This window comes from Rheinheimera tangshanensis (assembly GCF_014645135.1).
Taxonomy (GTDB): Bacteria; Pseudomonadota; Gammaproteobacteria; order Enterobacterales; family Alteromonadaceae; genus Pararheinheimera; species Pararheinheimera tangshanensis.
Map to the genome: position 1 here is coordinate 281,210 of NZ_BMLH01000004.1, position 21,697 is coordinate 302,906.

The following is a 21,697-nucleotide window of genomic DNA, read 5'->3' on the forward strand; positions in this document are numbered from 1 at the left end:
TCAGTAGTGAGAATAAGAGCCCAAATCTGATGTCAAAAGCAGTCAAAAAATTAGTTATTGTTGGTGGTGGAACCGCTGGTTGGTTGAGCGCTGCCATTATTGCAGCTCAGCATCGCAGTAATACTCAAGATGGCTTGCAGGTCGTGTTGGTTGAATCTTCCGATATCCCAACTATTGGGGTAGGTGAGGGCACGTGGCCGACAATGAAAAATACCCTGCAACAAATTGGCATAAAAGAAGCCGATTTATTTCAACGATGTCATGCGGTGTTCAAACAAGGAGGTCGATTTGTTAATTGGGTGCACGGTAATGAGGATTTTTATTATCACCCTTTTACTGTTCCCATGGGCTATGGCCGTATTGATTTAGCCCCTTATGTTCAGGATATTAGCCAGTTTGCTGTAGAGAGCAATTTTCAGCATCAAATCTGCGAAGCGGGACTTGCTCCAAGAGGTTTTTCGGAAGGTGAATATCAAGGCCAATGCAACTATGCCTACCATCTGGATGCTGGGGCTTTCGCTGATTTACTCAAAGAACATTGTAAAAATAATCTGGGAGTGCAGCACCGTATTGGTACTGTGGAGCGCTGTCAGCTGAGTCAGGATGGACAAATTCAGGCTTTGTATCTGACGGATGGTACCGCTCCACTTGAAGCAGATTTATTTATTGATTGTAGCGGTTTCTCCTCCTTGTTACTTGGTAAAGCTCTGGGTGTGCCTTTTGAACCTGTCGAACATTTGTTATTTAATGACAGTGCCTTGGCGATGCAAGTCCCATACGACACGCCAGATGCAGCCATACCTTGCCATACGATAGCAACAGCACAAAATGCCGGTTGGATTTGGGATATAGGTCTGACGCATCGTCGTGGAGTTGGTCATGTGTATGCAGGCAAGTATTTGAGTGACGATGAAGCTGAATTTAATTTACGCCGCTATATTGGCCCTGCGGCTCAAGGTATTAGCGCGCGTAAAATTAGTTATCAGACAGGTCACAGAAGCAAGTTTTGGCAACATAACTGTGTTGCTATTGGGATGTCCGCAGGGTTTGTCGAACCTCTCGAAGCAACGGCTATTATGCTGGTTGAGATTTCTGCTCGTTTTGTTGCTGATAATTTGCCTGCGGATCTTGCTACCATGCCATTGGTTGCCACTAGGTTTAACCAACAGATGTTGTATAGATGGCAGCGGATCCTGGATTTTTTAAAGTTACATTATCTATTAACAAAAAGACCAGAACCCTATTGGCAGGATCACTTAAAGCCTGAATCTATTCCGCAGTCCTTGCAAGATGATTTGAAGATTTGGCAACACCGCGGTCCGCAAATACAAGATTTTCATGGCGCCTTAGAGTTGTTCCCTGCTGCAAGTTACCAGTACGTGCTCTACGGAATGGGCTTCAAGCCTGATTTTAGCCGTCAGTCTTATTTGTATCAACAACAATCCCAAGCCGAGCAAATTATTAGAAGAAATCAGCAGCTTACCGCGCAGTTGTTACAAACGCTGCCGTCGCACCGTGATTATATTACAGGCTGGCTTAGCAGTAACAGAGGATAAAATCATGTCAATGTTTGTTGAATTAACGGCCCAGACTCATGCGCAGACTGCAGTGATTAAAAACGCGCCACTGCGCTTCGCCGTGCGTTTGCATATGTTAAATATACAAGTGACAGAAATTAGTAAACTGATTGGTGACCTTCCGGTCTTTTTTAGCCGTCATCAAACGAGTGGGCAATGGTTAATATCTGCGTTATGCAGTTTTACACCAGGGCAAAATTTATTCGTTCAGAAAGAGCAATGGCTGGCCAGTTATCAGCCTGTGTCTATGCAAACCTACCCATTGTCCTTATCACAGGCTAAGCCCACTAAATTGGCTATTACCATGGATAAAGATGTTATTTGCCCTGCAACAGAAGCAAATGCTCATGCTCTTTACACTGTGGATGGCCAAGCCTCGGTATTTCTGCGTCAGCAAGTCACTATGCTGGAAACCGGTCTTCAACACGAATATCTGAGTTATCAGTTTATCAAAACCATCACAGAGCTCGGATTAATTAAAGAACTTGATTTGCACCTGCTACAACAAGATGGCCGCAGTCAAATCATCAAAGGGTTAGCCACTGTTGATGAAGACAAATTACAAACATTGACCGCTGAACAAGTGTACCAACTACAGCAGCAAGGCTATTTGTTGATCTTGCATGCGATGCTGCTTTCTATTACCCAATTAAACAAGCTGATTCAGTTGCATAATCAGCGTTATTCAGGGGCAGATTCTCAGGATCAGCAGTTAGGATTATTGAAAAGTGTGCGGCTGGAATTAAATCGCTCTCAACATTGACGCGCTATTTTCTCGTGAAACAATAACAAAAATGTGAGTACATAATGTCTGATAATATGATTCAGCTGACAGTGTTTGTCCTTGTCAGTGCTTTGATTGGAGCCTTAACTTATCTGAAATGCCGTGGGCAACGTCGTGACCACAATAGTCAGAATAAAGAATATTTCCTTGCCGGCGGTGGCTTGAGTTGGATTTTTGTAGCGGGCTCTATCACGCTGACAAATTTGAGTACCGACCAGTTAGTCGGAATGAATGGTAACCAAATGATGTTGTTAGTATGGTGGGAGCTTGCCGCTGTTATTGGGCTTATCATTCTGGCAAAAGTATTCATTCCTGTTTACTACAAATACCAATGTACAACGACCACTGAATTGCTGGAAAAGCGCTACCACAATAAACATATAAGGGCAGTAATTGGAGGCCTGTTTTTTCTGGGCAATGCCTTTATTTATATGCCGGCTGTTATTTATTCCGGTGCCTTGTTAATGCAAACCATGTTTAAAGTCGATATTCCACTAATCTATTTAGCGACACTATTTGCACTGGTGGGGGCTTTTTACGCCTTTTTTGGTGGTTTGAGAGCTGTGGCTGTGTCTGATACCTACAATGGTGTTTTAGTCTTAGGTATGGCTGTGTTAGTGGTTATTCTGGCCTTAGTCGCAATTGATTTTGATTTTTCTGGTATCCCTGCGGAACGGTTAACGTTGATCGGAGACAAGGATTCTCCACTGCCATGGCAAACCTTGCTTACCGGGATGATTTTTATTCAGATGTATTACTGGGGCACCAATCAAACTATTACCCAACGCGCTATGGCTGCACCCAATGTCAAGGAAGCGCAAAAAGGCGTGTTTGCCGCTGCCCTGATCCGGATTATTGTGGTGCCAGCCATAGTGGTGGTGCCTGGTATTGTTTCCTATAAACTTTACGGTGACATTGGTGATACAGCCTATGGCCGTATAGTTGGAGATTTGATGCCAGGATGGCTCAGTGGCGTGTTTGCTGCCGCTATGGCCGCTGCGGTTTTATCCACCTACAACAGTTTATTAAATTCAGCGACTGCTTTGTATGTCTGCGATATTCACGAAGCCTATTTTGAGAAAAAGCCGAACGTATTTAAGTTAAGTGGTTATGTCACACTTGGCTTAACAGTACTGACCTTAGTGCTGGTGCCTGTTTATCAGCATGCCGACAGCATTATTAACTTACTGCAGCAACTTAATGGCTTGCTTAGTATGCCGATCCTGTCCATTTTTGTGGTCGGTCTCCTGTTTACCAATGTGGATGCGCGCGCTGCAATTGCCGCTGTTATTTTTGGTGTGTTACTTTATGGCTCTTTAACTTTTAGTTTCTCGCCATTTTACTCCAGCTGGCATTACATTCACCTGATGCCCATTACCTTGTTCAGCTGCGTTGCCTTTGCCTTGATACTGAATAAAGTTGTCTTTGGTCAACAGACTCGTTGGTCTGGCAAATTGGAACCCGTGGTAGAAAAAATCGGTTCTTAAGTGGTACCAATTAGGCAACCAGTAGCCGGAGTTGATCCGGCGACTGGCTGTTTTATGGCTACTGTGTAGCAGAGAGCGGGGCGCTGCGAAACGCCCCGAGGGGTGTTAGCGAAGTCGCAGTACAGCCAGGTCATAAGGCTGAATAGTCGAACCGCCGATCAGAAAATCAGCATGTTGAGGCGCTACAACCTGTTGGACTTTGGCACTGTAGTTAAAGACAAAATGTAAGTTACCACGCTGGACTGATCGCAGGCTTTCATCAAGCCGCAATATTGGCAGCTGAAGTTCATTCGCCAAATCTGCAAATAAATCCACTAAAAAACTATTACAGCTTAACGTGGCAACGTACAGAGTGCGACCGTCACGGGCTACCGCAGGAGTCTTGTCGTGGTAGCTTGCTATCACACGAGTGTTCGCACTGAGCTCCAGTTCTTCCCGCCATTGAGTGCTCTGATAGCTGTTGCCTGACTTTGTTGCCAGCTTTAACTCTTCATAACAATCTGGCCGGATAGTTTCAGTACTTAATACCTTCACTCCAATCAATTGTTGTAATAGGCCAGGTCCAAGGTTCGGCACTAAGGTTAATTCTGAGGTTTTAGCGCCACTACGTGGGCCAAATACCAGCAGAGCTGAAGAGGCTTTACAGCGATCGACAAAGCTCTGGCTCACAATAGGCATACAAGGTGCAACAATTAATTGGTACGGGCTGAGATCATGTTCCGGCGAAACAAAATCTACCGCCAGACCCAATTGACGTAAAGCACTGTACCAGCCGAATTCTACTTTATGCTGATTGAAGCTGTCACCCTGGCGCTCAATTTCAGTCACCCATTGATTTTCAGTGGTCATTACGATGGCCACTTTTGCCTGAACGGGCTGCTCTGCCAGATCTGCAATGAGTTTTAATTCATCACGCACCTGTGCAATTTCGGCATAGGCTGCTGCTCTGGAATTATCATTTCTTTTGATCCCTGCATGCATTTGTTCCTGTGCAAATGGAACCTGACGCCAGCGGAAGTAGCAGACAGCTTCAGCACCATGAGCAAAAGCCTGCCATGACCAGAGACGCACCATTCCTTTCTCTGGTCTTGGGTTATGCCGTGCCCAGTTTACTGGTCCTGGTTGTTGCTCCATTACCCAAAAACTACTATTGCTAATTCCGCGGCTTTGGTCAAAGGCATAACTGGAAAAATCCGGGTGGCCAGTGCGCATATATTTTTTAAACTGTGCGACTGGCGCATCGCCAAAAAATAGATCGGTTCGTCCTAATGGGTAATTATCGTAACTGACAAAATCGAGTTTTTTTGCTAGAGCAAAATTGTCAGTTTGGGTATCGTGCATAGGTATAAAATTGTGGGTGACAAATTGATTTGGCGCATGAGCTCGTATTACATCGACCATTTCATCATGAAATTTCACCACCTGATCCGAGCTGAAGCGCCGGTAAGCCAATTGATGAGAAGGGCTGGTTTCTGTAACGGCCAGAATAGGCAATTCAATTTGCTCAAAACTTTGATATTCCATCGACCAGAATACATTACCCCAGGCCTGGTTTAATTTATCTATGGTGCCGTAAAACTGCTTACACCAGCGCTGAAACGCAATTTTCGCATTCTGGCTACCGCTATGGGCTGTGTCATGGCAGGCAATTTCGTTGTCTGTCTGCCAGCCACAAATGGCAGGATGAGTACCATAACGCTTAGCCACTACTTGTGATATCCGCATGGCTTCGCGACGGTAGTTTTCACTGGAGAAATCATAGTGGCGACGAGAGCCAAAACCGCGAACTGTGCCTGTTTTAATGTCAACAGGCAAAATATCAGGATAAAGATCAATTAACCATTTAGGTGGTGTTGCTGTTGGTGTACACATGATGACGCTCAACCCAGCTTGCGCCAGAGTATCGATAGCGCGATCAAGCCATTCAAAATGGAACACTCCTGGTGCAGATTCTAATCTGGACCAGGCAAACTCACCGATCCGCACATAACGAAGGCCAAGTTCAACCATTTCTCTGGCATCTTCAGCCCAGAGTGATTCTGGCCAGTGTTCCGGATAATAACACACACCTAACATAAAAAACTCCCTATGACCTTTGCGAAAAAGCTGAATGAAATCACGGTGCTATTTCACAGCTACCCGCCTTCATCACCAACTTGAATTCACGATATTATTAATTGTATGATATATAATATTATTATTTGTGCTGACTGTCTAATGCTCTGTACATTTACGGCAGCTTGATTGTTCGCTTTGCCAAAGGAATTTACCGATGAGTGCTATTCCCTCGTATATCCGGCTGGAAAGTCAGTCGCTGAGCTTGTTATTGGATTGCCGGAATCGTACCCCGGCTTTGTTGTATTTTGGTAAAAAGCTAACTGAAGCCACAACGGCACAGATGCTGACTCTGTTGTGTACAAGACAAGAAGCGAAGTGTTCAGTTGTGATTGAAGCTCCTATCTCATTGACACCTTTAAATGCAGAGGGATTCACCGGAGCGCCTGGCCTTGAATTAAGTAATGAGCAGCAGGCCTGGTCAGTTGGGCCACAACTTACTGCAGTAAGGCAGTTATCGTCGCATGAGGTTGAGTTGGTCAGCGTCGATTTACTCAGGCACATTGAGCTAACACATTTGCTGTCCTTAGATGAGCAATACGATGTTGTAAAGGCATCAACAGCAGTCCGTAATCTTGGCGCTGAACCATTGCAGATGCATTGGTGTGCGGCACCGACTTTTATGTTGCCTGATCACTTAACGCAACTGACCAGTTTTGAAGGTCGTTGGTCTAATGAATTTCAACGTCGCACTATCGATTTATTTTTGGGGAGTTTTTTGCGGGAAAATCGTAAAGGCAAAACCTCACACGATAACTTTCCGGGCGTTTTAGTTCACGGGAAAAATACCTCTGAACAGCAAGGCGAGTGTTTTGGTTTTCACTTAGCCTGGTCTGGTAATCACCGCAGTCGAGTAGAGCTGCTTGCTGAGGGGCGCAGCTACCTTCAGATGGGAGAGCTGTTGTTACCCGGAGAAATGGTTTTGCAGCAAGGTGAAAGTTATCAAAGCCCCGTATTGTATGCCTCATGGTCTGATCAGGGTTTTAGTGCCTTATCGCGCAACTTCCATGCATTTGTGCGTCACCGCCTGTTGAGCAAAGCGCAGCGCAGCAAGCCAAGACCAGTGCATTACAATACCTGGGAGGGGATCTACTTTCAGCATGATGTTGAGACACTAAAAACTCTCGCTGATGAGGTTGCAGCTCTTGGGGTAGAACGTTTTGTGTTAGACGATGGATGGTTTAAAGGCCGGCGTGGTGATTTTGCAGGTTTAGGCGACTGGACTGTGGATGCTGCGGTTTACCCGCAAGGGCTATCACCGCTGATTAATCATGTGAACTCGCTTGGCATGGAGTTTGGTATTTGGTTTGAGCCGGAGATGGTCAATCCGGATAGTGATTTATATCGTGCACACCCGGATTGGGTATTACAGACCAGCGGTAACCCACAACTTAGATTCCGTAACCAACTAGTGCTGGATTTAAGCCGTGCCGAAGTGACTAACTATTTGTTTAGCGCCATCGACGCCATCTTAAGTCAATATCCTCTGATCCGTTATATCAAATGGGATATTAACCGTGATCTGAATCATCCGGGTAATGCATTGGGCAAACCGGCTGTGCATCAACAGACACAAGCCTTATATGCGCTGATTGACCGCATTAAAGCCGCGCACCCTGGTTTAGAAATTGAGAGCTGCTCTTCTGGTGGCGCACGTATTGATTATGGCGTACTTGCACATACCGACAGAGTATGGACCTCAGATTCTAACGATGCATTGGACAGGTTACAGATCCAGCGGGGTTGCTCATTTTTCTTTCCATCCAATGTGATGGGCGCTCATGTCGGGCCACGGGATTGCCATATTACCGGCCGTCGTGTGACTTTAGAAATGCGCGCAGCTGTCGCTATGTTTGGCCATATGGGGATTGAGATGGACCCCAGAGAGCTGACGTCTGAGGAAAAAGTGGCGCTTAGGGCCGCCATTCAACTGCATAAACAGCATAGAGAGTTTATTCACCAGAGCGATTTATACCGGCTTGACAGCGATGGTGATTGCATAAATTTTGGTTTGGTTAACAAAGACAAAACTAAAGCGTTGTTCACTTATAACGTGGTTCGGGAAACTGCACGTACATTGCCGGCCCGTTATCGATTTACTGGCCTGGATGTAAAACGTCAGTACCGGATCAGTTTAATTTGGCCAACTCAGTTGAAGGAGTATTCTCCGTCGATACTAAGGCTTATTCAGGGCGAAATACTCAGTGCAGAGGCGTTAATGAGTTTTGGCATGCAACTGCCAATAGTTCATCCGCAAAGCTCATTGGTGTTTGAATTAGTGGCGGTATAAAGAGGGGGTAGCGACGAGCTCTGGTGAAGTTTAGAGCTCGTCTTTTTTGCGACAGTACAAACTAGAGTTTAGATTCAATCAGTTCCAGTACTTCGTCCAGAATGGCTTCGACTGCTTTTTTGGCTTTGTCCGGGTTGCGGGACTTTATAGTTTCCAGGATTTCTGCATGCTTTTGCACATCGGCACCAGGTACACCTTTGATTCTGTTGGTGTAACGAATGCTGACATGTAACGCCGTACTAATAAACTCAGAGAGTTGTAAGAAAAATCTGTTATTGCTCGCGACCAGCATAGCGGTATGAAAGGCTATATCTGCTTCTAGCGGATCGTCCAGACCTTTGTCTGCGTCAACCATCCGCGCCAGCGCTTTTTCGATATCTGCCAACTGCTGATATGTAGCAGTGACTGCGGCCAATGCCGCAACCTGAGGTTCCATCGCAATCCGTACCTGAGTAAATTCTTTCAGTAATGAAAGTGAAGGTTTGCTGCTTAAAATCCATTTTAATACGTCAGTATCAAACATGTTCCAGCTGCTTTCAGGTAAAACCCGGATCCCTTGTTTTGGCCTGGACGAGATAAGGCCCTTGGCTGAAAGCATTTTGACCGCTTCCCTCGTGGAACTTCGACTGACATCATATTTAATGCAGAGGTCGGCTTCTGAAGGAAGACCGGTTCCAACAGGATAAACCCCCTGAACTATAGCTAAACCTAAATCATAGGTAAGTTTATGTGTCAGATTATGCGTTTGAGAACTCTTCATCAGCCAACCACTTCTTAAATTTTATTAATGTAATATATCATATTAAAATACATACAGTTGCGATATAAGTTTTTTGTCCTGAGCAGGTTTCTTTGGTTATAACTTGACTATCGACCCCGTATAGCTTTATTTTCACGACTCAACCGCCAATCTCCTTAAAACGTTTAAGAAAACAATAGTATCAAATCAAACAATATCGGAGTTCATCAGGTTGCAGGAAGCTACAGTGTATCCAAGTCTAAGCCAAAAAGTGGTGTTCATTACCGGCGGAGCAAGCGGAATCGGGGCTGCTATGGTTCGTGCTTTTGCTGCGCAACAGGCTCAAGTTGCTTTTATTGACGTTGATCTAGATGCAGCTGAAACCTTACAGCAAGAGCTTTCCTCCAGTCAGCTTTGGTTTCGACAGGTGGATGTGCGTCAACCGTCTTTGCTTCAAAAGGCCATTCAGGATGCCGCAAAAGATCTGGGTGCTTTTGATGTGCTGGTAAATAATGTTGCCAACGATAAACGCCAACCTACTGCAGAAGTAACATCGATGGACTGGCAACAATGTATGCAAGTGAATTTGGATCCGGCGTTTTTTGCTTCACAAAGCGCTTTTGAGTTAATGAAAGTACAGCAGCATGGCTGTATTATTAATTTCAGTTCCATAAATGCACTCGTAGGTCAGCAACAGATGGCAGGTTATGTGACTGCAAAGGCGGGCATTATTGGCATGACCAAAGCGCTGGCGAAAGATTATGGCAACGCCGGTATTCGTGTGAATGCGATTTTACCTGGCTGGGTCGCTACTGAGCGTCAGCTTGCGACCTGGTTTACCTCTGAAGAACAGCAAAAATGGTTGGAGTCTTCTGCTATTAAACGTTTAATTACGCCACGAGACATTGCCAATTTAGCCTTGTTTCTGGCGTCTGATCAAAGTGCCTTAATTACAGGCCAAACCATCAGTGTGGACGGTGGCCGAACTTAATACGAAACTCATCATCAATCCAGATCCGGCATCACAGGTGCCGTTTTTGTCATCCCATTCGCTGGCGTTTGGCTGGTTTGCAAAACCTTGCTTCTACATCGCACTGCAGTTCTGAAATGACTGCATGGGCTGATGACGTTCCTGAATAAAGCATTCTAATTCGGCGGTTTGTTCTGCGGTAAAGTACAAGCCCAGTTTGCTGCGGCGCCATAAGATATCTTCTGCGTTTTCAGCCCATTCTTCTTTGAGTAAATAAATGACTTCGGCTTCAAACAGTCCATGACCAAAATGTTGTCCCAGATCTGTTGCTGACATCACTTCTTTTAACAACAAAAAGCTGCGGCTGCCATAACTGCGGACATAGCGCCGTATAATGCTAGTTTGCAGATAGGGATACTGTTGTATCAGAGCGTTAATGAGGGATTCTTTAGAGTCAAAATCACCGCCAGGTAAGGCTTTTTTTGCGGTCCAGGCTGGTCTTGCTCCTGTAAAAAATTGTACTAACTGATCAGTCGCGGCTTCGGCAAGTTTACGGTATGTCGTTATTTTTCCGCCAAAAACAGAAAGTAAGGGAAGTTTACCTTCATCAGTACTTAATTCTAGTTTGTAGTCGCGGGTAACCGTTTGAGCGCTATCGGATTCGTCATCCAATAAAGGCCTTACACCAGAAAATGATCCTACTATATCTGCTGTAGTCAGTTGTTTGTTAAAGTAACTATTGCAGATCTGCAGCAAGTAATGCACTTCTTCCTGACTTATGCTGACTTTTGAAGGCTCGCCCTGATACTCCACATCCGTGGTACCAATCAATGTGAAATTATCTTCAAATGGGATCACAAAGATAATACGTTGATCTTTATTTTGTAGCATGTATGCCTGTGGTTGGTCATGCAGCTTAGGGACAACAATATGGCTTCCTTTTACAAGACGCACATTCTGCGGCGATTTCTCTTCCAACGCCTGATCAAATAGTCTGGCGACCCAAGGGCCTCCAGCGTTGACAATAGCTTTTGTTTTGACCTGATAAGGCGCTTGCTGCCGTTGCTGCAGAGTCACTAACCAATGATCGCTTTTTCTTTGAGCAGCAATACACCTGGTTCGGGTGCAAATTGTTGCTCCGTGCTGTCGCGCTGCCAGAGCATTCGTCACTACAAGCCTCGAATCATCCACCCAGCCATCAGAGTATTCAAAACCTTTGCTGATGTGCTTTTGCAGTGGGCTGTCTGTGCCAAAGTGGATGCTCCTGGACGCAGGCAAAGTCACTCTTTTAGCGAGATGATCATAGAGAAATAAACCTAGACGAATGAGCCAGGCCGGACGCAGATGAGGCTGGTGCGGGAGGCGGAATATCATAGGCCACATGATATGTGGCGCATTTTTAAGCAGCACTTCTCGTTCAGCTAGTGCTTCTTTGACTAAGCGAAATTCATAGTGCTCTAAATAACGTAATCCGCCATGGATCAATTTGCTACTGTTAGAGGAGGTCGCTGAGGCTAAGTCGTTTTGCTCACACAACAGTACCTTCAATCCACGACCTGCACAATCCGCGGCAATACCTGTACCGTTAACGCCTCCACCAATAATCAGGACATCATGACAATTCGCTAGTTCATCCATTTTTTATTCCATGAAAATAAATCATACAAATAATATATATATCATGATATGGCGGTAGCAATAGACTGACAAGCGCCTTTTAGTCAAATAGATAAAAAAAACGCTGTTAGGTTGGAAGTTGAAGTAGGTGAAGAAGATCAATGGATAAACAGAACTGGTGCAGATGCATCGAAACCTTAGAAAAGGTTAGCTCTGACTCATTCGGTTGTATGCGAACTGAGTGAGCTAACCAAGGCGATTTGCTAAAGTCGGACCTGAGCGACAGCATGCTGCCACTTCGCATATAAGTGGTTGCGTTGCTCAGTACAAAGACTGGGTTCAAAGCGGCGTTCGCAATGCCACAAGGTGGCGAGCTGTGCAGTTGAATGAAAGACTCCGGCATGGAGACCGGCTAAATACACGGCGCCAAGAGCTGTTGTTTCAATCACTTGTGGTCTTTCGACTACGGCGCCTAAAATATCGGCTAAGAAGCTGAGGACCCAATTGTTTTTTACCATCCCGCCATCAACACGCAGTACTTTTGGCCTTAAACCATCCCGTTCCATCGCTTTTTGCAAATCTTTAGTTTGATAACCTACGGATTGCAGCGCGGCTGCCACTATGGTGCTAATGCCTGAATCACGGGTTAATCCCAGAATTGCGCCTCTGGCATTCGGGTCCCAATAGGGAGCTCCAAGACCTGTGAAGGATGGAACCAAAAAGACTCCATGGTCCAGGGGAACGTCTTTTACTATCGCTTCACTTTCACCTGCGTGGCGGAGCAGTTTTAAACCCTCAACAATCCATTGCATGGTCGCACCTGCCATAAAAATACTTCCTTCAATAGCGTAAGTGACTTTGCCATTTAAGCGATAAGCAACTGTTGTTAGCAGACGATTCGTAGATTTCAGCGCGGTATCGCCGGTATTTAGCATCAAAAAGCAGCCTGTGCCATAAGTACTCTTGGCCATACCCTGGTCAAAACAGGCGTGACCAAATAAGGCCGCTTGTTGATCCCCAGCCATGCCATAAACAGGAATTTCACCACCCAGGCATTCTGCGGCTGTAACACCGAAATCAGCTGAAGAATCTAAGACTTCCGGCAGCATAGACTTTGGGATATCAAACAGTGTCAGTAATTCGTCATCCCATTGTTGGTGATGAATATCAAATAACATAGTACGTGATGCGTTAGTGGCATCTGTGCGGTGTACTTTGCCATTGGTGAGTTGCCAAAGTAAAAAACTATCCACAGTACCAAAAGCCAGTTCACCTGCAGCTGCGCGCTGTTTTGCATCAGGCACGTGGTCCAGGATCCAGCGAATTTTGCTGGCTGAAAAATAGGGATCAAGTAGCAGGCCTGTTTTTGCGTTGATTAATGCCTCTGTTTCGCTACTGTAGATCGATTCACAATAGGCTGTAGTGCGGCGATCTTGCCAGACTATGGCGTTGTAGACTGGTTTACCGGTTTTTTTATCCCAGACCAGTGTAGTTTCGCGCTGATTAGTAATGCCTATAGCGATGATATCATCAGCCGTAATATTCAGATCTGCCATCACTTTGCGGCAAGTCCGGAGGACAGAATTCCATAAATCGTCTGGGTTATGTTCAACCCAGCCATTTTCCGGGTAGTGCTGGGTAAATTCTTCTGAAGCACAAGCTGCAGTTTTACCTTCAGTTGTAAATGCGATCGCTCTGGAGCTAGTTGTGCCTTGATCAATGGCAAGCAGATAAGACTTCTTCATTTGTTAATTCATATATATCTTATAATATGGCTAGATTGACGGGAAAGTACCGCTTTGGCAACTGAATTTTATAAAAATGGTCGAAGTAGTAATTACAGCTGATGGCCTCAGGAGCGAAGCTCAGGGTAAGTAAAGCATACTGCCAACCCACTACAGGTAAAAGCTGTAGTGGGTGCTGCTTTGAAGCTAAGGCGATTAGCTAGTCCCTGTCGTTATTAAGGTTTTGCTGTCTTTTGCAGCCACGACATTCCAGTTGCATAACGCGGATCAAAACCTCGCCAGGTGTCTGGAGTTTTACCATCAACAGGTCTCTGATCGGGGCTTGCTGGCAAATCCAGGTAGGCGCAACGTGCCTGGATCTTTTTAAGATGGCAATCAAACATTGCCAAAGCAAAATGTTTATTGATTTCGTTCAGCGTCCTTGTTGACCAGGCCGGTTCGTAATAATGACCAATATCAAGTTCATTGGCCGATGCTTTAGCGGGAGCCGGATGTGGGGCTATATTGTGTCTGGCATTGTGATAGGTCAGTAGGTACTTATTTGAACTGCCTGTTTTCTGGTAAAGAGACCTTATGCCATCGTAGCCTGAAATATCATCTAAATCACCGGCCACATAAAGGACTGGTACTTTTAGCGCTGCGAGTGAGGTGCTCGAGAATAATTGATGTTGTCCGCCCCATGGTGCTACTGCAATAGCGGCTTGCCATGACGAGTCAGGCTGTGTTTTTTCGTAGTGGCCACCAGCACAGCTATTCAATAATTTTTGTAAGGCGCTAATTTGTGATGGTTCTTTCAAGCCGGTAAAAGCGGCGGTGGTTTGAGCATTAAAATCGTAGCAGGCCCCAATGGTGTTTAACGCACCAAATCCGCCCATTGAATAGCCGATCACAGCCGCTTTAGCGCCATCGAGTTGAGATTCTGTCAGCTCAGGAGAGTGCCTGAGCTGCTCTAATACAAACTGTTGATCACGTGAGCGATTTAACAAGGTACTGAGAAAACCTGCAAAGGGAGCCGTTTTCATGTCGATTTCTGCGTTAGTGGAGTCTGTGTGATCAATAGCCGCCACTATATAACCATGAGATGCCAGATGCTCGCCAAGATAAAACATGATGGTACGATAGCCGGTATAGCCATGTGAGAGCACCACTAATGGGTATTTTTTATCTCCTTTACGGACCGGAACATCACGCAATGCTGCCGCTTGTAATGCAAAACGAGCTCCACTGCGGCTCTGATTTAGGTAAGACGTTTTCTGCTGTGTTGTATCTTCGGTGGCTGGATACCAGATTTCCAGTGTTAAAGGTCGTGCTTTCATAGTTTGAGAGGCAGGGTCAAAGCGGGCAGGGTCAACTATGGTTACAGTTTTGACCCCAACCGCATAAGAACCTGTGCTTGCAAGTTCTGGCAATACGTCAGTTGTGAGTGGCGGATAAAGTTGCTCAGGTGCATCAACTGCTCTGGTTGCAGCCACTTCAGTGTTCGCATAAATACTAAGAGGCAATGCAAACAGCAGCCAGCCCAGAGCAAGCTTTTGTTGTTTCAGAGCGGGCAAGTAAGGTCGATTTCTTATTCGTTTATCTGTTGTATTTGTATTTATTGCCATGGCTAAATCCCCCATTGTAGTGCTTGTTATTATTTTGTAAGGCAAGAGCTGATGCCGATCGTCAGCAGTTATTCTGTTGATTGAACAACTCAATCTGTAAGCCACTGCCAGCATGACAAAGATAAAAATCTGCAGTCAGACCAAATTTTTTAGTGTATTGCGCCAGGACGGCCTGCCGTAAAGGCTCAATATGCTCTTCACGGCACAGGCATAAGATGGCGCCACCAAACCCACCCCCTGTCATTCGCACTGCAATTTGATCTTTAAACAGTTGATGGCAAATCTCTACCAGGCCATCCACCGGAGGTACTGTGACTTCAAAATCATTTTGCAGGGACAAGTGAGAGGCTCGCATCAGCTCGCTCAGAGTGAGCATGTCATTAGCAATCAAGGCCTTTTGTGTCGCCAGTACTCTGCTATTTTCAGTAATCACATGACGTGCCCGTCGAAACTCGGTATCGCTTAGCTTAGGTGCTGTATCGTTGAGCAGCTCAAGAGTGGCATGGCGAAGAGTACGTACGCCCATTTTTTGTGCGGCTTGCTCGCAATCCAGGCGTCGCTGATTATATTCACTGTCCACCAGTTTTCGCGGATAATTTGAATTGATAATCACCAGCTTTATGTCTTCCGGCAGCGGGACCGCAGTAGTTTGCAGATCGCTACAGTCAATCAGCAAGGCATGGCCTTGCTGTCCCTTCGCCGAAATCAACTGGTCCATAATGCCACACTGGCAGTCCATAAATTCATTTTCGGCTTGCTGACCAAATAAAGCGATTTGCTGTAAGCTAAGGCCCAGTGCGCTGATCTGGTTAAAGGCGCCAGCTACAGCAACTTCCAGTGCTGCAGAAGAGGAGAGTCCGGCCCCTTGTGGCACATCACTGCTTATCAGGATATCGGCTCCAGCCAGGCTGTGTCCGGCTTTCTTCAGTACATAAGCCATAGCCCGAATGTAGTTACCCCATTGCGAGGGACCGGCTGAAATTGCTTGATCCAGAGCGAAAGAATCATGCTCTCCAGGGTAATTCACCGAGTGCACCACAAGTTGTTGATCGGTCCGTCGTCGAAATAGCACTAAGGTGCGAAAGCCTAATGAGCAAGGAAAGACAAATCCCTGATTGTAATCCGTAAACTCGCCTATCAGGTTGACTCTGCCAGGTGCACTGGCTACTCCTTGTGCTTTGTGTTGATACAGCATCTGAAACTGTTGCTGCAAAGTTTCATACGTCATCAGAATTTCCTTGCTTGTAATGAATAGTGGAGGCTGAACGCAAAATAGACGCTGCAGTTTCTGGAGTAAGATCGCGCTGGCTTTCGGCCAACATTTCATAACCAACCATATGCTTTTTTACTGTAGCTGAGCGCAACAAAGGCGGGTAAAAATGGGCGTGTAAGCGCCAGTATGATGCAGAAGAGTCCAGATTTGCTGGCGCATTATGCCAACCCATAGAATAAGGGAAGCTACAGCGAAATAGGTTGTCGTACTTGGTGGTAAGCACTTTTAAGGTTTCTGCAAGCGCACTATTTTGTGCGTCATTCAACGCATCCAGTCTTTGCAACTCGTCCTTAGGCAATACTAAAGTTTCAAATGGCCAGGCCGCCCAAAAAGGTACTACGACAAGCCAATGCTTGTTTTCAAAAACCACCCTGCTGCCATCAGCGATTTCTTTTTCTGCATAGTCCGCAAGCAAGGCTCGGCCATGAAGCTGAAAATAACTGGATTGCTGGGCGTCTTCGCGCTCAATTTCTGTAGATAAATGCGGGTGTGCCCAGATCTGTCCATGTGGGTGCGGCTGCGAACAGCCCATAATAGCCCCTTTATTTTCAAAGACCTGCACACAGTTGTAGCGAAGACTTAATTCCCGGTAATGCTGCTGCCAGGCGGTAATCACTTCGGATAATTCTGTTAACGACATCTCTGGCAGCGTTTTATTATGATCGGGCGAGAAACAAATAACACGGCATTCGCCCTCTGCTGCATCGTATGTAAATAGTGGATCCGTACTTGATTCGGCCTGAGGTGATATAGAGTTTAATGCGCCAAAATCATTTACAAACACATGGGTATAAGAATAGTGCGGATTTGTATCCGAGTTTGCTCGTTGGTTCCCAGGGCACAAAGGACAGGACGGATCGTGTTTTGGTAATTCTTCAGTGGCTACGGCTTCCGTAGCCCCAAGCCATGGTCTGTTATTTCTATGCGGAGAAACCAGTACCCATTCTCCTGATAGTGGATTTTTTCTTCTATGAGTAAACTCAAATTTATTCATCGCTATACTCCAGCCCTTGAGGATAATTCGACTGCCAGCGCCAGGTGTCATCCGTCATCTGTTGCAAACTATGCTCAGCAGTCCAACCAAGTAATTGATTCGCTTTTGTCGCATCAGCGTAATAACAAGCAACGTCACCAGCTCTGCGCGGTGCCAACGTAAAGGGGATTTCCTTTCCGGCAGAAACAGAGAATGCCCGTATGACCTCAAGCACTGAATGACCTTGACCTGTACCAAGGTTATACGTATGAAAGCCTTTATCTGCCTGATGGTGAAGTAAAGCGGCGACATGGCCTTTTGCTAAATCCATGACGTGAAGATAATCCCGCACCCCTGAGCCGTCTGGAGTGGGGTAATCTGAGCCGTACACCTTAACAAAAGGCCGGCGACCCACCGCGGTTTGAGCAATAAAAGGTAATAGATTGTTGGGTGTTCCTTGGGGACTCTCACCCAGAAGACCGGACGGGTGAGCACCGACCGGATTAAAGTAGCGTAATGACACAGCAAGAAAGTCACTGGCAGCACAGCAGAGATCGTTTACTACTTGTTCTGCCATAATTTTGCTCCAGCCATAAGGGCTGGTGGCACGAAGAGGATGCTGCTCATCAAAAGGCAGGTACTGTGGATCGCCATAAACAGTAGCAGATGAACTAAAAATAATTTTATTCACTCCCACTTTTTGCATTGCCTCTAACAGCGTGAGAGTTGCAGCGACATTATTCTGATAGTAACGCAGTGGCTGTTCTGTTGACTCACCTACGGCTTTTAGTGCAGCAAAATGCAGTACTGCGCTGGCATTGGTTTGACGTAAAGCCTGCTCAAGAGCGACGGCATCCGATACATCCCCTTCGATAAATTCAATGCTGGTCCCGGTGATTTTTTTTAGTTGCTCCAGAACTTTGACACTGGAGTTGACCAAGTTGTCAAAAATCACTGGTGTAATGCCTGCTTCATATAAAGCGATACAGCTATGACTGCCTATATAGCCCATACCGCCTGTAACCAAAACTTTCATTCATTAACCTGAATAGTACTATTTATACGATAAATAGTACTATTCAGGTTTGGATAGATCAAGTCCCAAAATTTGTTCTTAAGAACAGGAATGCTGTCTTGTATCGAGGGGGTTGGTGGGAAGCAATAGTGCCAGTGAGCAAAGCTCTCAGATATTTTCCCCATTGACCTGTTTTAGTGGTATTACAATGACAGCTCAATGAGTGATGCTATTTAGGAGTAGCCATGATCAAAACAGCCGTTATTGGCTATGGTTTGTCTGCCAAAACCTTTCATTTGCCTTTTATTAGCTTACAGCCCGAGCTTGAATTGGTCGCAATCAGCAGTAGTCAGTCTCAGTTACGGCTGGATTATCCGGATATAAAGCACTACTCAAATGGCGATGAGCTTATTCGTTTATCCGATGCTGAGCTGGTAGTGATTACCTCACCTAATGACAGCCATTATCCTTTGGCAAAACAAGCTTTGCTGGCAGGGAAACATGTACTGGTGGAAAAGCCCTTTGTGCTGACAGAGGTACAAGGACAGGAGCTGTTTGAACTGGCGGACGAGCAACAACGCCAGCTGTTTGTTTACCATAACAGACGGTTTGACGGCGACTTTCTGACTTTACAGCAATTGCTGCAAACAGGAGAGCTCGGAACTATCCGTTATTTTGAATCGCATTTTGATCGTTTCCGTCCTGTTCCCAGACCACGCTGGCGCGAATTGCAGGGGGAGGGAAGCGGGATTTTGTATGATTTGGGGCCGCATTTAATTGATCAGACCATCGCGTTATTTGGTGCACCAGAGGCACTGACAGCCCGCTGTCGTGCGTTACGTCTGGGCAGCGACACTGTGGATTATTTTCATCTGTTGTTGCATTACGCCGACAAAGAAGTGGTGCTGCACTCCAGCCCTTTTTCTGCGCATCCAACCACACGTTTTATTCTGCAGGGTGATTTAGGGTCTTATCATAAAACAGGTCTGGATCCGCAGGAAGATGCACTAAGAGCAGGGCAAAAGCCTGGTGGTGCAGGTTGGGGGCAGGAGCCTGAAGCTTTGTACGGTGTAGTGGCTGATGCGCAAGGACAAAAACCTTATCCAACTTTAGCTGGTGATTATCAGAAGTTTTATCAGCGACTGGTCGCTGCTTTGCAACAAGGTAAACCCCACTTGGTTTCTGCCACCGAAGCTTTGCAAGGCATCCGTTTGATAGAGCTGGCGATGCACAGTCAACGCCTTGGCCGGACTTTGGATTTTTAACCGCATGCCTGACCGTATCATTATAGTTTTACTTTGCAGCCTGCTGTGCTGCGGTGCTTTTAGTTCTGCTCAGGCTCAAGAGCTGTTGCGGGCGACGACTCGGGGTGTCATAGCGCAAAGTCTGGAGTCCGATTTATTTCTACCTCAGAAAAAGCCTGCAGCACAAGGATTGAACGAACAGATACTGCAGCAACTGCTGCTACAAATTCAAAACAAAACCAAGCCGGGTTATCAGCAGGTGCATAGCCTGCTGTTGTATAAATCAGGCGCTTTGGTCCTTGAGCATTATCAAAAGGGCAATAACAACCTGATTAACTTTGAGCAAGGGATACGGTTAGAGCAGGGAAAGCAGGATTTTATCTGGCAAGCAGAGGAGCCTCATTATGTGGCTTCTGTCACTAAAGCTGTTACTGCAACTTTAACAGGTATAGCTTTGCACCAGACGGGGTTAAGTGTCGACAGTACTTTAGCGCAGCTGTTACCTCAGCATGCCGTGATCAAAGCAGATCCGATCAAAGCCAGTATTAGCCTGCACCAGTTATTATCGATGCAGGCAGGTTTTGTCTGGGATGAATGGGCGGGAGATGATTTAGTAAAGCTGTGGCAACAGCAAAATTTTGTCGATTATCTGCTGCGACAGCCGAATACCGGACCAGGTCAAAGCTGGGCTTACAACAGTGCTTTACCCAATCTGGTATTACAGCTGATACAACGTGAGCTAAAACAGCCGTTGCAGCCTTGGGCTAAACAGCAGTTATTTGATAAGTTAGGTTTTGGTTCTTATCGCTGGGAGACGCAACCCGATGGTGTGCCCGAAGGCTCGGCTCGTTTATGGCTCAGACCCCGCGATATGCTTAAATTGGGGGTTTTGTATCTGCAGTTGGGGCAATGGCAGGGGGAGCAGTTATTACCGCCGGGTTGGGTGCACCAAATGACCAGCCGTCAGGCTACAAGTCCTGCTGGTGATTACGGCTACTACTTCTGGTTACGACAGCAAGACGGCATTTCTTATTACACAGCAGAAGGTGACGGCGGTCAGTATATTGCCGTATTCCCAAGTTTGGAGATGGTGCTGGTACTGACCCAGGGTAACTATTTGCAATGGCTACTGTATAAAGCTCAGGCGGATCGTATTATCCGCCAGGTGCTGCTGAGCGCCCGGCATCAGAATGTCGGCAAAGCGGGCGGTTGAATCCCCGAAACCTGTTTTGCCATGCTGCTTTTGGTGCCACAGCCAGTGCCATCGGCAGTCTGCGCTGAGCATTGGTAAACCCGGACATAATCCACCACCATCTGCCGGGGCCAGTGCTCAACATCCACTCCTTTTTCATTGACGTTTTCAGGCCAGTGACCACCCACTGCCAGATTCAGCAGTAAATGAAAAGACTGATCAAAAGGTGCCGCACCCTTGGCTTGTTGCCAGACACCATCCGCGGTCTGGAACTGACTGTACCAGCCCTGTTCAGTTTGAGTGGCATAGTGCACATCATCAACATACCAGCGAATTTCACCTTTTTCCCATTCCAGGGCATACAGATGGAACTGCTCTGTCGGCTTAAAGTCATTGGCTTTGTAGCTGGTCCCCGAATAAACATTTCCCGGCGCTTGCCTGCCATAATGCAAAGTACCATGGACTCTTTGCTCTGTTTGACCCACTGCGGTTACATCGTCTGTGATGGTACCCAGATTTACCGCTTCCATGATGTCAATTTCACCGGAAGACGCCCAGCCACCATAACGCCACTCTGTAGGTAACATCCAAATGGCAGGCCAACTCCCCTGGCCTGATGGCAGCTTAGCTCTAATTTCAAATCGGCCATAGGTCCAGTCACCTTTGCCCTTAGTGCGAAGGCGGGCTGAGGTAAATTCACGGCTGACAGTCAGTTCTGGGTGGTAATCAGGTGAGTCGTCCTGAGCCGCCGGGCCTGCAAAGTTCTCTTTGATGGCCGTGATGGTCAGAGCTCCATTCGCTACAGCAGCGTTTTCTGCCCTGTTGGTGTAACACTGGCGTTCGTTATTGCCACCTCCGGCGCAGTTGACCTCAAAACTCCATTTGGTTAAATCCACTTGTTGACCAGAGAATTCATCCTGCCAAATCAATTGCCAATCAGGGGAAGAGTCATCTACAGAGATTGATGGCTGATCTGTTGTGCCACAGCCGCTCAATAGCTGTGTTGCTGCCACTGCAGCGCACACTGAGCATTTTTTGCAGTCCATCAGGCTATCTCATCTGGTTGAAAGAG

At 46.3% G+C, this 21,697-nt stretch carries 16 protein-coding genes; 7 read left to right on the forward strand and 9 right to left on the reverse strand.

The annotated features are described in order from the left end of the window. Positions 1-29: 29 nt before the first annotated feature. The 3 genes from IEW88_RS10255 to IEW88_RS10265 are packed head-to-tail and all read left to right on the forward strand — an operon-like array spanning position 30 to position 3,848. Positions 30-1,556 carry a tryptophan halogenase family protein gene (locus IEW88_RS10255; protein ID WP_147904110.1) on the forward strand — a complete coding sequence of 509 codons (1,527 nt, stop codon included), beginning with the start codon at positions 30-32 and terminating at the stop codon, positions 1,554-1,556. Positions 1,557-1,560: 4 nt separating this feature from the next. Next, entirely contained in the window at positions 1,561-2,340 is a 780-nt protein-coding gene (locus tag IEW88_RS10260) for a SapC family protein (RefSeq protein WP_147904111.1), read from the forward strand. 44 nt (positions 2,341-2,384) lie between these two features. Then, positions 2,385-3,848: an SLC5 family protein gene (locus tag IEW88_RS10265; protein WP_147904112.1), complete on the forward strand. Its 1,464-nt coding sequence runs from the start codon at positions 2,385-2,387 to the stop codon at positions 3,846-3,848. A 105-nt stretch (positions 3,849-3,953) separates the two neighbouring features. Here the strand turns inward: IEW88_RS10265 and IEW88_RS10270 are convergent, their stop codons facing one another. Then, positions 3,954-5,924, reverse strand: a complete 1,971-nt coding sequence (locus tag IEW88_RS10270) for a beta-galactosidase (RefSeq protein ID WP_147904113.1) — start codon at positions 5,922-5,924, stop codon at positions 3,954-3,956. A 196-nt stretch (positions 5,925-6,120) separates the two neighbouring features. Between IEW88_RS10270 and IEW88_RS10275 the strand changes: the two genes are divergently transcribed. Continuing rightward, the gene (locus IEW88_RS10275) at positions 6,121-8,253 is read left to right on the forward strand and encodes an alpha-galactosidase (protein ID WP_147904114.1); all 2,133 of its coding nucleotides are present in this window, start codon (positions 6,121-6,123) and stop codon (positions 8,251-8,253) included. A 61-nt stretch (positions 8,254-8,314) separates the two neighbouring features. Here the strand turns inward: IEW88_RS10275 and IEW88_RS10280 are convergent, their stop codons facing one another. After that, the gene (locus tag IEW88_RS10280) at positions 8,315-9,013 is read right to left on the reverse strand and encodes a FadR/GntR family transcriptional regulator (protein ID WP_053425200.1); all 699 of its coding nucleotides are present in this window, start codon (positions 9,011-9,013) and stop codon (positions 8,315-8,317) included. Between the two features lie 226 nt (positions 9,014-9,239). Here IEW88_RS10280 and IEW88_RS10285 point away from each other — a divergent pair, with 226 nt between their 5' ends. Next, positions 9,240-9,983, forward strand: a complete 744-nt coding sequence (locus IEW88_RS10285) for an SDR family NAD(P)-dependent oxidoreductase (RefSeq protein WP_221411403.1) — start codon at positions 9,240-9,242, stop codon at positions 9,981-9,983. Positions 9,984-10,076: 93 nt separating this feature from the next. On the opposite strand, the gene glpD is transcribed toward IEW88_RS10285, so the two are convergent. The 6 genes from glpD to galE form a co-directional block, all read right to left on the reverse strand. Continuing rightward, positions 10,077-11,600, reverse strand: coding sequence for a glycerol-3-phosphate dehydrogenase (glpD, locus tag IEW88_RS10290; RefSeq protein ID WP_147904115.1), 1,524 nt, complete (start codon positions 11,598-11,600; stop codon positions 10,077-10,079). Positions 11,601-11,842: 242 nt separating this feature from the next. Beyond that, positions 11,843-13,324, reverse strand: coding sequence for a glycerol kinase GlpK (gene glpK, locus IEW88_RS10295; RefSeq protein WP_147904116.1), 1,482 nt, complete (start codon positions 13,322-13,324; stop codon positions 11,843-11,845). A gap of 215 nt (positions 13,325-13,539) precedes the next feature. Continuing rightward, positions 13,540-14,928 carry an alpha/beta hydrolase family protein gene (locus tag IEW88_RS10300; protein WP_147904117.1) on the reverse strand — a complete coding sequence of 463 codons (1,389 nt, stop codon included), beginning with the start codon at positions 14,926-14,928 and terminating at the stop codon, positions 13,540-13,542. Positions 14,929-14,989: 61 nt separating this feature from the next. After that, entirely contained in the window at positions 14,990-16,156 is a 1,167-nt protein-coding gene (gene galK, locus IEW88_RS10305) for a galactokinase (RefSeq protein WP_147904118.1), read from the reverse strand. Beyond that, positions 16,146-17,195, reverse strand: a complete 1,050-nt coding sequence (locus IEW88_RS10310) for a UDP-glucose--hexose-1-phosphate uridylyltransferase (RefSeq protein WP_053425205.1) — start codon at positions 17,193-17,195, stop codon at positions 16,146-16,148. The genes galK and IEW88_RS10310 overlap by 11 nt, the downstream gene beginning before the upstream one ends. Then, positions 17,188-18,210 carry a UDP-glucose 4-epimerase GalE gene (gene galE, locus IEW88_RS10315; RefSeq protein ID WP_053425206.1) on the reverse strand — a complete coding sequence of 341 codons (1,023 nt, stop codon included), beginning with the start codon at positions 18,208-18,210 and terminating at the stop codon, positions 17,188-17,190. Before galE ends, IEW88_RS10310 begins: the two co-directional genes overlap by 8 nt. A 224-nt stretch (positions 18,211-18,434) precedes the next feature. Between galE and IEW88_RS10320 the strand changes: the two genes are divergently transcribed. Both IEW88_RS10320 and IEW88_RS10325 read left to right on the forward strand, forming a co-directional pair. Continuing rightward, positions 18,435-19,454 carry an oxidoreductase gene (locus tag IEW88_RS10320; protein WP_147904119.1) on the forward strand — a complete coding sequence of 340 codons (1,020 nt, stop codon included), beginning with the start codon at positions 18,435-18,437 and terminating at the stop codon, positions 19,452-19,454. 4 nt (positions 19,455-19,458) lie between these two features. Further along, positions 19,459-20,646, forward strand: a complete 1,188-nt coding sequence (locus IEW88_RS10325; RefSeq protein WP_147904120.1) for a serine hydrolase domain-containing protein — start codon at positions 19,459-19,461, stop codon at positions 20,644-20,646. On the opposite strand, the gene IEW88_RS10330 is transcribed toward IEW88_RS10325, so the two are convergent. Then, a complete protein-coding gene (locus tag IEW88_RS10330) occupies positions 20,619-21,671 on the reverse strand; it encodes a glycoside hydrolase family 16 protein (RefSeq protein WP_147904121.1) in 1,053 nt (350 codons plus the stop codon). The genes IEW88_RS10325 and IEW88_RS10330 overlap by 28 nt on opposite strands. Positions 21,672-21,697: the final 26 nt, after the last annotated feature.